Source organism: Pseudomonas sp. C9, from assembly GCF_002000165.1.
GTDB lineage: Bacteria > Pseudomonadota > Gammaproteobacteria > Pseudomonadales > Pseudomonadaceae > Aquipseudomonas.
This window is the reverse complement of record NZ_MPAK01000001.1, coordinates 2056275-2069050: the sequence shown is the minus strand read 5'-3', so window position 1 is coordinate 2069050 and position 12776 is coordinate 2056275. Positions and strand designations below refer to the sequence as shown.

Annotated in this window: 11 protein-coding genes and 1 pseudogene; 7 read left to right on the top strand and 5 right to left on the bottom strand. The window is 60.0% G+C overall.

Annotated elements, in window-relative coordinates; all coding sequences use genetic code 11:
* Positions 1 to 142: 142 nt before the first annotated feature.
* Positions 143 to 397, bottom strand: a pseudogene (locus BMS17_RS09780) (YebG family protein); the annotation flags it as partial.
* Between the two features lie 366 nt (positions 398 to 763).
* Here BMS17_RS09780 and BMS17_RS09775 point away from each other — a divergent pair.
* Positions 764 to 1264: a phosphate-starvation-inducible protein PsiE gene (locus BMS17_RS09775; RefSeq protein WP_046026762.1), complete on the top strand. Its 501-nt coding sequence runs from the start codon at positions 764 to 766 to the stop codon at positions 1262 to 1264.
* On the opposite strand, the gene BMS17_RS09770 is transcribed toward BMS17_RS09775, so the two are convergent.
* Positions 1261 to 1578 carry a DUF3509 domain-containing protein gene (locus BMS17_RS09770; protein WP_046026761.1) on the bottom strand — a complete coding sequence of 106 codons (318 nt, stop codon included), beginning with the start codon at positions 1576 to 1578 and terminating at the stop codon, positions 1261 to 1263. The two genes, BMS17_RS09775 and BMS17_RS09770, sit on opposite strands and share 4 nt — an antisense overlap.
* Positions 1579 to 1995: 417 nt before the next feature.
* Positions 1996 to 3372 carry an L-serine ammonia-lyase gene (locus BMS17_RS09765; RefSeq protein WP_077430857.1) on the bottom strand — a complete coding sequence of 459 codons (1377 nt, stop codon included), beginning with the start codon at positions 3370 to 3372 and terminating at the stop codon, positions 1996 to 1998.
* Between the two features lie 135 nt (positions 3373 to 3507).
* Between BMS17_RS09765 and BMS17_RS09760 the strand changes: the two genes are divergently transcribed.
* The 5 genes from BMS17_RS09760 to BMS17_RS09740 all read left to right on the top strand — a co-directional run bounded on the left by BMS17_RS09760 (position 3508) and on the right by BMS17_RS09740 (position 9651).
* Positions 3508 to 4455 (top strand): LysR substrate-binding domain-containing protein, encoded by a 948-nt coding sequence (locus tag BMS17_RS09760; protein ID WP_046026759.1) that lies wholly within the window; start codon positions 3508 to 3510, stop codon positions 4453 to 4455.
* 214 nt (positions 4456 to 4669) lie between these two features.
* Positions 4670 to 5077 (top strand): HPF/RaiA family ribosome-associated protein, encoded by a 408-nt coding sequence (locus BMS17_RS09755; RefSeq protein WP_046026758.1) that lies wholly within the window; start codon positions 4670 to 4672, stop codon positions 5075 to 5077.
* Positions 5078 to 5434: 357 nt separating this feature from the next.
* Entirely contained in the window at positions 5435 to 5998 is a 564-nt protein-coding gene (locus BMS17_RS09750) for an RNA polymerase sigma factor (RefSeq protein ID WP_046026757.1), read from the top strand.
* Positions 5995 to 6984: a FecR family protein gene (locus BMS17_RS09745; RefSeq protein ID WP_077430856.1), complete on the top strand. Its 990-nt coding sequence runs from the start codon at positions 5995 to 5997 to the stop codon at positions 6982 to 6984. Before BMS17_RS09750 ends, BMS17_RS09745 begins: the two co-directional genes overlap by 4 nt.
* A 237-nt stretch (positions 6985 to 7221) precedes the next feature.
* Positions 7222 to 9651: a TonB-dependent receptor gene (locus tag BMS17_RS09740; protein ID WP_077430855.1), complete on the top strand. Its 2430-nt coding sequence runs from the start codon at positions 7222 to 7224 to the stop codon at positions 9649 to 9651.
* A 144-nt stretch (positions 9652 to 9795) separates the two neighbouring features.
* Here BMS17_RS09740 and BMS17_RS09735 read toward each other — a convergent pair whose 3' ends face one another.
* Positions 9796 to 10671 carry an AraC family transcriptional regulator gene (locus BMS17_RS09735; RefSeq protein WP_046026753.1) on the bottom strand — a complete coding sequence of 292 codons (876 nt, stop codon included), beginning with the start codon at positions 10669 to 10671 and terminating at the stop codon, positions 9796 to 9798.
* A 138-nt stretch (positions 10672 to 10809) separates the two neighbouring features.
* Here BMS17_RS09735 and BMS17_RS09730 point away from each other — a divergent pair, with 138 nt between their 5' ends.
* Complete coding sequence (locus BMS17_RS09730; protein ID WP_046026751.1) at positions 10810 to 11712, top strand: DMT family transporter; 903 nt, start codon at positions 10810 to 10812, stop codon at positions 11710 to 11712.
* Positions 11713 to 11752: 40 nt separating this feature from the next.
* Here the strand turns inward: BMS17_RS09730 and BMS17_RS09725 are convergent, their stop codons facing one another.
* On the bottom strand, positions 11753 to 12727 hold the full coding sequence (locus BMS17_RS09725) for a D-glycerate dehydrogenase (RefSeq protein WP_077430854.1): 975 nt from the start codon (positions 12725 to 12727) through the stop codon (positions 11753 to 11755).
* Between the last annotated feature and the right edge of the window lie 49 nt (positions 12728 to 12776).

Here is a 12776-nt window from a genome sequence, read left to right as displayed (position 1 = left end):
AGGCCCTGAGTCATTCGACTCAGGGCCTATTCAATTCGTGTGTTGCTTACTTCGGTGCCTTGGCCGCTTTGGCTGGCTTGGTCGGCGCAGCGTCGGCCGCTTCAACAGCCACTTCGACGGCTTCGGCCGTTTCAACGACTTCAGCTGGAGCATTCAGCAGCTCGGACAAGGCATCCGGCTGGCTCTTGAACGCCTTGGCAAATACATCGCGATTCTTCGCCATGTAGATCCCGGCTTCTTCCACTTGCTGCTCGGTCAGGGACGGAACGGCTTTTTGCAACACTTCAGCCAGCAATTCAGCCAGTTCGAGCATTTTGTCATGACGGTCAGCTTCGGCTTTATCCATGAACAAGCGCTCCAGATCTCGGCTGCTGCGGTATACCACTTCGACGGCCATTCACCACCTCACATGCCTTCACAATAGTTGTCTGTTTCGACCACTGTATTTATATACAGCGAAAAGGATAAGCGAATCCCTGCGCTTTGGGTAGTGGCTTTTTAATGTAGACCGAAATTGGCGTTTGTCAGGTGAACCGTGTAGTCCCCAATCGCGAGCAAGCTCGCACACAGTGGTTTTGTGAACACCACAGATCCCCTGTGGGAGCGAGCTTGCTCGCGATGGCGTCAGTGAATTCACCACAAAAGTGTCCAGCAACAACTCATCATCTTCTCACCGAGAGCGGCTGGCCTTTTTTCTGCATGCAGAACAACCGTCACGTCAATCGCGCATCATCCGCTCGAACCGAGCTAAGGAAGCATCATCGTGAAAATCAACTGGGCCGAAAACCTGCGGCAGAACGTGCACCAACTGGCCGAATCCCTGGGCAACCTGTTCGTCGAAACCTTCCATTACCTGGCGCTGTTCGCCATCGGTGCGGTGACCGCGTATGCCGCGGTGATGGAGTTTATGGGGATGATCGAAGCAGGGCACATCAAGATCGATGACATCTTGCTGCTGTTCATCTACCTGGAACTGGGTGCGATGGTCGGGATTTATTTCAAGACCAACCACATGCCGGTGCGTTTCCTGATCTACGTGGCGATCACCGCGCTGACGCGCTTGCTGATTTCCAACGTCTCGCACCACAACCCGCCGGACCTGGGGATCATCTACCTGTGCGGCGGGATTTTGCTGCTGGCGTTTTCGATCCTGGTGGTGCGTTACGCTTCGTCGCAGTTTCCTTCGGTGAAAATCGAACACCCGCAACGCAAGATCGGTGTGGGGTCCGGTGAGCATCCGGAAGTGGAAAAGGGCGAGCTTTAGAGCCGGACCGCGTGTCGGGGCTGGCCATTGATGTAGGGCGGCGGCAGCGTGTGATCGTCGCCGTCGGTCATGGCTTCGAGGATGGCCATGGCACTGTGGCCCTGTTCGATGGCAATGCCGAACTGGATGCTTTGCACGAGGCGTTTGAGGCGTTTGGGGTCATTGCGCTGGTCGGCGCTGATCATGCGTTTGGCGACCACGCGGCCCGCGTTGGAAAGGGTCAGCATGATGCTGCCGTCCAGACCCTGAATGCTCAGGTTGATCTGGTAATCCGGTGCAAAGGCATCGGTAATGACCTGAAAGGGGTTGTCCATGATGCGTCACCGCTTGATTGAACGTGCAGTTGTTGACCGGCCATGTCCGGGTTGGTTCGCACCACCAGACCATCGGCAGATCGCTCGCTGAGGTTTCAAAAGTCCATTTGCCTCATCGGTGACGTAGCAAGGGGCATGCCGCACAAAGTTGTCGAACAACTATCTCGGCAAAAAAGCGACGGACGTCCTGGCTCATCCAAGCTCACTAAACCACACCGTTCTCTGTAGCAGCTGGCGCAGCCTGCGTTCGGCTGCGAAGCAGTCGTAAAACCTGAGTGTGCGGTCTTGCTGAAATACCGCATCGTCTTATTTCACGACTGCTGCGCAGCCGAACGCAGGCTGCGCCAGCTGCTACGAAGTGCTATTGCGCCTGCCCGTTTCAGGGCATAAATGAAGCGATGACCGCAGACAGTGCAATCAGCACTCTACCCAGCTCACCGCCAGGCCGCCCCGTGAAGTCTCTTTGTACTTGTCATGCATGTCGGCGCCGGTATCGCGCATGGTGCGGATGACCCGGTCCAGGGAAATGAAGTGTTTACCGTCGCCGCGCAGGGCCATTTGTGTGGCGTTGATCGCTTTCACGGCGGCAATCGCATTGCGCTCGATGCACGGCACTTGCACCAGGCCGCCGACCGGGTCGCAGGTCAGGCCAAGGTTGTGTTCCAGGCCGATTTCGGCGGCGTTTTCCAGTTGCTCCGGGGTGGCACCGAGCACGTCGGCCAGGCCGGCAGCGGCCATCGCGCAGGCGGAACCGACTTCGCCCTGGCAACCGACTTCAGCGCCGGAGATCGAGGCGTTTTTCTTGCACAGAATCCCGACCGCCGCCGCGCCCAGAAAGAACGCGACTACGTCATCGTCCGACGCGTCCGGGTTGAACTTCATGTAGTAATGAAGCACAGCTGGAATAATCCCCGCCGCGCCGTTGGTCGGTGCCGTGACCATGCGCCCGCCTGCGGCGTTTTCTTCGTTTACGGCGAGGGCAAACAGGTTGACCCACTCCATGGCCGACAGGGTGGACGTGATGACATTCGGTTTGCCGATTTCCAACAGACTGCGGTGCAGTTTCGCGGCACGACGTGGCACATTCAGGCCACCTGGCAGGATGCCTTCGTGGCGTAAACCTTGCTCGACGCACTCACGCATCACCGACCAGATGTGCAGTAGACCCTGGCGGATCTCGGCTTCGCTGCGCCAGGCCAATTCGTTGGCCATCATCAATTCGGAAACACGCAGGCCGTGCTGGTTGCAGAGTCTGAGCAGTTCGGCGGCGCTGGAAAAATCATACGGCAGCACCACATCGCTGGCAGGGGCGATGCCGGACTCGGCTTGCGCCGCTTCGATGATAAAACCGCCGCCAATGGAGTAATACGTTTGCTCCGACAATTCGCCGGTTTCGCCGAAGGCTGTCAGAGACATGGCATTGGGGTGATAGGGCAGGCTCTCATCGAGCAACAAGAGATCGTGCTGCCAGTTGAAGGCGATGGTTCTTTTGCCGGCCAGCGCGAGTTCACCGGTTTCGAGCAGCGTGTTGATTCGGCTGTCGATGCTGCCCGGATCAATGCTGTCCGGCCATTCACCCATCAAGCCCATAACGCAGGCCCGGTCGGTGGCGTGGCCGACGCCGGTGGCGGACAGCGAACCATACAGGCGGATTTCTACCCGGCGCACGGCGTCCAGCAAACCGTGGTCAATCAGTGTCTGGGCGAAGGTCGCGGCGGCGCGCATCGGGCCGACGGTGTGGGAGCTGGACGGACCGATGCCGACTTTGAAGAGATCGAAAACACTGATAGCCATGCTAAAGCCTATACAAGTAATGGAGGAGAAATCGCTGCCATTTTTGTAGGACAAGCGCAATCTCGGCGATACTGACTCCCTCGGTCCATCGTGACCAACGAAACTTCCTAAGACAGCCTTTAGCAGGACTAAACGATGAGTCGTCAATTGCATGCCCAGACCTACGTCTGGCTGCACGTGTTTTCCTGTGCTGCGCGGCACTTGTCGTTCACCCGTTGCGCCGAAGAACTGCACATCACGCCGGGGGCGGTCAGTCAGCAAATTCGGCAGCTAGAAGAACGCTTGGGTTTTCGCCTGTTTCATCGTCGCGCTCGCGGTGTGGAACTGAGTGCAGAAGGCCAGCGTCTGGCCATTACGGTCAACGAGGCGTACGGCAGCATCGATGCCGAATTACGCCGTCTGGACGCCGGAATGATCAGCGGCACTTTGCGGTTACGCTCGATTCCGTCATTCCTGAGTAAATGGCTGACCCCGCGCCTGCCACGTTTGCAGCAGCGCTTTCCGGACATTCAATTGCGCCTGGTGGCCGAGGACAGCAGCGTGCCGCTGCACGAGGGGGATTTCGATCTGGCCATCGACCTGAACGATGGCAGCTACCCCGGCCTGTTATCCACAGCCTTGCTCGACGAACAGATCTTTCCGGTCTGTGCCCCCAGCCTGTTGCGAGGGCGGCCACCGCTGCATGGCCCGGCGGACCTGATGCATTTCCCGTTGCTGCACGACATCACCGCCTGGCGCGGCAGCTACGAATACGCGGAATGGGAGTTCTACCTCAATGCCATCGGCTTCGAGGGCGCGGACGTGCGGCGCGGGCACACCTTCAATCGCAATCACCTGACCATCGAAGCCGCCATCGCCGGGATGGGCGTGGCGATTGCGCGGCGTACGCTGCTCAACGATGAGTTGGAGCGAGGGACATTGATCGTGCCGTTCGGGCTGACGGTGCCCAATCACAAGCGCTATATGCTGCTGTATGCGCCGGGCGCATTGAGCCATCCGGGCGTGCGGGCGGTGCATGACTGGCTGGTGGAGGAGGCGGGAATATTTCGAAGTGTGCACCCGCTGGCGGAGCAGCAGATGTGAGTAATTGTGACAAAGAAGTGAAGCGACCCAACTCCCGACCTTAGCAGCGCTTTTAGCCGTTGTCCGGCTTTTTTTGCGATTAGATATTTATCTTTTTTAAGGGGTTGAATTGTTCAGCGTACAGACCGATTGTGTAGTTAAGAGGTCACGGTGATGACGCCCAAGGGCTTAGCTGACCGGCCTCTCGCGAGCTAGCTGAAATAAGGGAAGAACTATGCAAATCCAAGTCAATAGCGATAACCATATTCAAGGCAGTAAACGACTGGAGGAGTGGGTACGTACGACCATTGAGAGCACGCTCGAACGATATGAAGAGGACCTGACCCGCGTCGAGGTTCACCTGCGGGACGAAAACGGCGAGAAGCCCGGACCGCACGACATACGCTGCCAACTGGAAGCGAGGCCAAAAGGCCACCAACCGATTTCTGTCACCCATAAAGCCGCCAATCTGGAACTGGCGATCGACGGTGCAGCCGAAAAACTCGAACACGCGCTAGAGCACCTGTTCGGCAAACTGCGAGGCAAACCACGTGCCGTGGTGGTGCCGTTCGAGAGAAACGCAGCCGATGCGCTGCTGGAAGACGAATTTCTCGAGAACGAACAGGCAGCGCAAAACGGCTGAAGCCTGATTCACTTTTACCCTCCCCAAAAAACGGGCCTGCGATTGCAGGCCCGTTTTTGTTTGAGCACTGATTTCTGATCGTTCCCACGCAGATACTGATCGTTCCCACGCAGATACTGATCGTTCCCACGCTCTGCGTGGGAACGCCTCGATGGACGCTCTGCGTCCGCTGTTGGGACGAGGAGCGTCTCAAGCTGCATTCCCATGCAGGTGTGGGAACCATCAGAAACAGGTTCATGCCTCCTCGGTAAAACGGGATCTGGCAATCGGGTCTCTTTGCGTATGAGAATATTTATCATTAATATCTCGCCCTCGTTGGTGCCTCTATCGTCACCACGTTTGTGCAGAGCTGAGCCGATGATCACCCTCCCACCCGAACCACACGACGAAGAACATCGCGGGGCGCGCGCGCATTTCCTGCAGGTGTTCCTTTCCCAGCGTTCGCAGATGGAAGCCTTGGTGAACCGGCGCGTGGGCTGTCGGGCGACGGCTGCGGACCTGGTGCAAGACTTGTTCCTGCGTTTCTGGCGGCGGCCGCTGGTACAAGTCGAAGAGCTCAGCACTTACTTGCTGCGCTGCGCCGGCAACATCGCCATTGACCATTTGCGCAGCGAAGGCACGCGGGTGCGGGTCAACGAAGGCTGGATGCCGGAGGCGCCAGACAGCCACGGCAGCGAACCGCAAGCCGCGCTGGAAGCCGGTAATGATTTGCGTCACGTCGAAGCGGCCTTGCGTGCCTTGCCGGAGCGCACGCGGCAGATCTTCCTGCTCAACCGCATCCACGGTCGCAAATACGCCGAAATCGCCAAGGCCATGGGCTTGTCCCAAAGCGCCGTGGAAAAACATATGATGCGCGCCCTCGATGCCTGCAAGGCCAGCCTGCAGGAATCGCCCATGCGCACGCCAGGGAAAGCACCGTGAATCAGCCCGAACGCGTCACCCCGACGCCCGCTCAGGAGCAGGCCGCCTACGCTTGGCTGAGCTTGTTGCACGACCAGCCCAGCAGTGGCGATCAACTTGCGTTCAGTCACTGGCTGCAGGCTGATCCTGCCCACGCCGAGGCTTATGCACAGGCGCAAGTCGTGTGGGAGTTGAGCGAAGCGCCGGCGCGAACGCTGGCCGATGAAGATGCATTGGCCTTGCAGGGTTATCTCAATGCGATGAATCAATCGCCTCGCAACAGCGTGCGGCGCTGGTCGGGTGCGCTGGCCATGGCGGCGTGTCTGGTGCTGATGATCGGCGTAGGGGCCGGTTGGCAGCCGATGCGTTGGGTCGATGATCTGGGCGCCGATTATGTCTCGGCACCGGGCGAAATTCGCACCGTGACACTGGCCGATCAATCGCAAGTCACGCTGGATGCCGACAGCGCCATTGCCGTGGATTTCAGTCGCGGTGAACGGCGCGTCCAGCTGCGACGCGGCGCCGGATTTTTCAGCGTGACGCACACCGGCGACCCGTTTGTGGTCGATGCCGAACAGGGGCAGGCGCGAGTGCTGGGCACGCAGTTTGAAGTGCGCCTGCAACCGCAGGGGGCGCAAGTCACGGTGTTGTCCGGACGGGTGGGCGTGACTGCGGACAAGCACGCGGAGCAGCAAATCCTCACCGCCGGCCAGCAAGTGGCCTATGGCAACGGCGCAACGCAACAATCCCATGCGGTGGACAGCGAAGCGCAATTGGCCTGGCGCCAGGGTTGGCTCAATTACTACAAGGCGACGCTGGCCGAGGTGGTGCAGGATTTGGGGCGTTACTTCCCGGGGCGGATCGTGTTGCTCAATGATGAACTGGCGGCGCGGCGAATCAGTGGCAGCTTTCCGAGCAGGGATCCGCAGGTCGTGTTGAGTTCGTTGCAAGGGGTGTTGGGGTTTGAGCAGCACAGCGTGTTGGGGCAGCTGATTATTTTGCGTTAAAGCTGCTGGCCCCATCGCGGGCAAGCCCGGCTCCCACACTTGACCGCATTCTCATGAAGGAACCCGATCCCTGTAGGAGCCGGGCTTGCCCGCGATGAGGACCGATCAGACACCGCATCTTTCAGAACAAAAATTATTTTCAACATTTTGATGAGGTAAAACCAAGCCCCATCCGTGTAGTGACTGAAACTGCGAGTCATTCGCATCCGTTGCGGTTCTACACAGGTCTATCGAGCAATGAAGTCCAGGGCAAAATCGGGTTGGGTCAAACAGTGGTTGGGTGCCTCGGCACTGAGTATGTTGGCGCTGGCGTTGCTGCCCTTGAGCATCGCCTCGGCCGCTGACACGGGCAGCACGCAACAGCGGGCGCCGTTCAACTTCGCCATTGCCGCCAAACCGCTGCCCCAGGCCCTGAGCGACTTCAGCCGGGTGACCGGCATCAGTGTGGTCTACACCGATGAAGCGCCCTACGGCGTCACCGCCCCGGCGATCAACGGCCCGTTGAGCGCCGAACAAGCCCTGCAGCGTTTGCTCAGCGGTTCGGGACTGACCTTCCGCCGTACCGACCCCAACACCCTGATCCTTGAGCCCGTGCCGACGGCGGGCACCCTGAACCTGGGCGCCACCACCATCACCTCGGTGGCCGATCAATCCATGAGTTATCAGCCGCCGCCCACCAGTTCGGTGATGCGTTCTTCGGCCTTGCTCCAGGAAGTCCCGCAGACCGTCAATGTGGTCCCGGCCCAAGTCATTCGCGATCAGGTGCCGCGCAATCTGGATGACGCGCTGGCCAACGTCAGCGGCATCACCCAGGGCAACACACTGGCGAGCACCCAGGACTCGGTGATGACGCGTGGTTTCGGTGACAACCGCAACGGCTCGATCATGCGCGACGGCATGCCGATCGTGCAGGGGCGTGGCCTGAGTGAGAGTGTCGAACGCGTCGAAGTGCTCAAGGGGCCGGCGTCCTTGCTGTACGGCATCCAGGACCCGGGCGGCGTGGTCAACATGGTCAGCAAGAAGCCGCAACTGGAACAGTACAACGCCCTGACTCTGCGCGGTTCGACCTACGACGATGGCAAGAACGGCAGCGGTGGCACTCTCGACAGCACCGGCGCACTGGGTACGTCCGGCCTCGCTTACCGTATGGTGCTGGACCACGAAGACGAAGATTACTGGCGCAATTTCGGCACCCACCGCGAGTCGATGATCGCGCCGTCGCTGGCCTGGTTCGGCGAAAGCACCACGCTGTTGTTCTCCTATGAACACCGTGAGTTTCTGACCCCGTTTGACCGTGGCACAGTCATCGATCCGAACACCAATCATCCGTTGGACATCTCGCGCAACCTGCGCCTCGACGAGCCGTTCAACAACATGGAAGGCCGTTCGGACCTTTACCACTTCGAGGCCGATCACGAGCTCAACGACAACTGGAAAGCTCACTTCGGCTACAGCTGGAACCGTGAAACCTACGACGCCAGCCAGGTGCGCGTGACCGCCATCGACACCGACAAAGGCACGTTGACCCGCAGCATGGACGGCACGCAAAACGCCATCAGCACCGACCGTTTCACCACCGTCGGCCTCGAAGGCAATGTCGAATGGGCCGGGATGAAACACGACCTGGTGTTCGGCCTCGATGACGAGTACCGCAAGATTTACCGCGAAGACCTGATCCGCCAGAAAAGCCGGAGTATCTTCAGCTACGTCGACCCGATCTACGGCCTTGAAGTGCCGGGCACCACCGTCAGTGCGGCCGACAGTAATCAAACCGATGAATTGCGCAGCAACTCGATCTTCCTTCAGGACTCGATCCACCTCACCGACCAATGGATTTTCGTCGCGGGCGGGCGCTTCCAGGAATACGACCAGTACGCCGGCAAAGGTGTGCCGTTCAAGGCCAACACGGACAACAACGGCCAGAAATGGGTGCCGCGTGCGGGCCTGGTGTACCGCTACACCGACGAACTGTCGTTCTACGGCAGCTACACCGAATCGTTCAAACCCAACTCCACCATCGCGCCGTTGAGCGGCAGCAGCACCGTGCTCGACGGCAGCATTGCGCCGGAAGAAGCCAAGTCCTGGGAGGTTGGGGCCAAACTCGACATGCCGGGCCGCATCACGGCTGATATCGCGCTGTTCGACATCAAGAAACGCAACGTACTGGTGGCCAACGCCGAAGGCCCGGTGACGATTTACAGTGCTGCCGGCGAAGTGCGTTCCCGAGGCCTGGAAGTGGATTTGACCGGCCAGCTCACGGACCGCTGGAGCATGATCGGCAGCTACGCCTACACCGATGCCGAAGTCACCGAAGACCCGGACTACAAAGGCAAGCAACTGCAAAACGTCGCCAAGAACAGCGGCTCGCTGTCGGCGGTCTACGACTTCGGCACCATCGTCGGTGGCGATCAGTTGCGCGTCGGCGCGGGTGCGCGATATGTCGGCGAGCGGGCGGGTAACGCCGTCAACGACTTCGACCTGCCGGCCTACACCGTGGCCGATGCGTTTGCCACGTACGACACCAAGGTCGAAGGGCAGAAGGTCAAGTTCCAGCTCAACGTGAAGAACATGTTTGACCGCACTTACTACACCTCGGCGGCGAGCCGGTTCTTTGTGTCGATGGGCGATTCGCGGCAGGTGTTGTTTTCCAGCACTTTGGAGTTCTGACCGAGACCGCGTCATCGTTCATCGCGGGCAAGCCCGGCTCCCACAGGAATAGTGTCGTTCACAGGAGTGCGCTTCGACACCTATTCCTGTAGGAGCCGGGCTTGCCCGCGATGGCGTCCTGAGAGGCAGCGACAGTCTTGGGCCTTAGCGCAAAAACGCCTGGCGATAGTCCCCAGGCGTCCCACCCAATGCCTGCCGAAACCGATTGGTGAAATGACTGGCGCTGGCAAACCCGCAGGCCAATGCAATCTCCCCCAACGGCTGCGACGTCGAGCGCAGCAACTCCCTTGCCCGGCTCAGTCTTCGCGCCAACACATATTGATGCGGCGGCAAGCCGAAGCTTTCTCTGAACATCCGCGCAAAATGGTATTCCGATAACGCGCACAGCGCGGCCAATTGCCCAAGGCTGATGGCCTCCGCCAACTGGTTGTCGATGAACCCCACCAACTGCCGCCGCTGATGCGCGGCCAGTCCACCCTTGAGCCGCAAGCCCTCACGCATTCCAACCTGGCCGAGCAACACGTGGCTGAGCATTTCGTGGGCCAGGCTGCTGGTCAGCACGCGTTCGCCGGGTTCGTTCCAGTTGAGGGTGAGCATCTGCCGAAAGCGCCGGGCTTGCGCCGGATCGTCGAGAAAAGTGCCTTCGCGCAATTGCAGTTCGCGCGGTTCACGGTCCAGCAGCGTGACGCAGCCGAGGGCGAATTGTTCGGGGCTGAAATACACGTGGGCCAGGCGAATGTCGCCGTTGATCACCCAACCGGATTGATGCTCGGCGGGCAGAATGCACAACTTGTCGGGGCCGCCCTTGGTGCCGGGTTGGTCGCGGCGAAACGTGCCGGTGCCGCCGGCGATGTAGCACGACAACGTGTGATGACTCGGCGCTTCGTAATCCTGCGCGTCGTGATGGTTGCTCCACAAGGCTGCAGCCATGCCGTCACCGAGCTCGGCGCTGTGCTCAAGGCGAGCATTGGGCGAGCGGTTGAGGGCTTGAAAGACTTGCAGTGTTTCCAGTGCGGGCATGATCGGTTCTCTCCAACGCCTTGCATCCTACTCCGTAGACGTTGGCCTGCCAGCCTCTGCGCCGACAAAAGCGCAAGTTTATGCAAGTGCGGGGCGAGCGGGCGCGGGACACTGAACCTCTATTGAGGAGTGTTTGCCATGAACCTGTCGTTGTACTTGCTGACCGTGCTGATCTGGGGCACCACCTGGATTGCCTTGAAATGGCAACTGGGCGTGGTGGCGATTCCGGTGTCGATCGTCTATCGCTTCGGCCTCGCGGCGTTGGTGCTGTTCGCGATGTTGCTGCTGAGTCGACGTCTGCAAGTGATGAACCGGCGTGGGCATTTGATCTGTCTGGCGCAGGGGCTGTGCCTGTTTTGCGTCAATTTCATGTGCTTCCTGACGGCCAGCCAGTGGATTCCCAGTGGTTTGGTTGCCGTGGTGTTTTCCACCGCCACCCTGTGGAATGCGCTGAATGCGCGGGTGTTTTTCGGTCAAAAAATCGCTCGCAATGTGTTGATGGGCGGGGCACTGGGTTTGTTCGGGCTTGGCCTGTTGTTCTGGCCGGAACTGGCCGGGCATACCGCCAGCCCGGAAACGCTGCTCGGCCTGGGCCTGGCCTTGCTCGGGACCTTGTGCTTCTCGGCTGGCAACATGCTGTCGAGTTTGCAGCAGAAGGCCGGATTGAAACCGCTGACGACCAACGCCTGGGGTATGGCCTATGGTGCGGCGATGCTGTCGGTGTGGTGCCTGGTCAAAGGCATTCCGTTCGACATGGAATGGAACGCGCGCTACATCGGTTCGCTGCTGTACCTGGTGATCCCGGGTTCGGTGATCGGTTTCACCGCTTACCTGACGCTGGTCGGGCGCATGGGCCCGGAGCGCGCGGCGTATTGCACCGTGTTGTTTCCGGTGGTGGCGCTGAATGTGTCGGCGTTTGCCGAAGGCTACCAATGGACCGCGCCGGCGCTGGTGGGGTTGGTGCTGGTGATGCTGGGCAACGTGCTGGTATTTCGTAAACCCAAGGCACCGATGCTGGGGGGAAGTGGAAAACTGGCTTGATCGTACGGGCAGACGTTTGGACACGTCTGCCCGTTTTTCGTCAGCCTTTCCAGACTTGCGGGTTGACCAGGTCTTGCGGCCGCTCGCCCAACAGCGCGCTGCGCAGGTTGGCCAGGGCGCGGTTGGCCATGGCTTCACGGGTTTCGTGGGTGGCCGAGCCGATGTGCGGCAATGTCACGGCGTTTTTCAGTTGGAACAACGGCGACTCGGCCAGCGGTTCTTTTTCGTAGACGTCCAGACCGGCGCCGCGAATGCGGTTGTTTTGCAGCGCTTCGATCAGGGCTGGTTCGTCCACGACCGGGCCGCGTGAGATGTTCACCAGGATGGCGCCGGGTTTCATCAGTGCCAGTTCGCGGTGGCTGATCAGGTGTTTGGTTTTTTCGCTGAGTGGCACCACCAGGCAAACGAAATCGGCTTCGGCCAGCAGTTGATCCAGCGTGCGGAACTGGGCGCCGAGTTGTTGTTCCAGGTCTGTCTTGCGGCTGTTGCCGCTGTAGAGGATCGGCATGTTGAACCCCAGGCGACCGCGACGGGCAATGGCCGCGCCGATGTTGCCCATGCCGACGATGCCCAGGGTTTTGCCGTGCACGTCGGTGCCGAACAGTGGTGCGCCGACGGTGGCTTGCCATTGGCCGGCCTTGGTCCAGGCGTCCAGTTCGGCGACGCGGCGGGCGCTGCTCATGAGCAGGGTGAAGGCGAGGTCGGCGGTGCTTTCGGTGAGGACGTCGGGGGTGTTGGTGAGCATGATCCCGCGTTCGTTGAAGTAGGCGAGGTCGTAGTTGTCGTAGCCGACTGAGACGCTGGAGACGACTTCGAGTTTGGCGGCGGTTTCGAGTTGTGCGCGACCGAGTTTGCGGCCGACGCCGATCAGGCCGTGGGCGTGGGGCAGGGCTTCGTTGAATTGGGCGTTGATGTCGCCGTTTTTCGGGTTTGGCACGATGACTTCGAAGTCTTGCTTGAGGTGTTCGACCATTTCGGGGGTGATGCGGCTGAAGGCGAGGACGGTCTTTTTCATGGGAGGTGGGCTCGTCGGGCTTGGTTTGGCTTGGAGAATGCCAAGCACG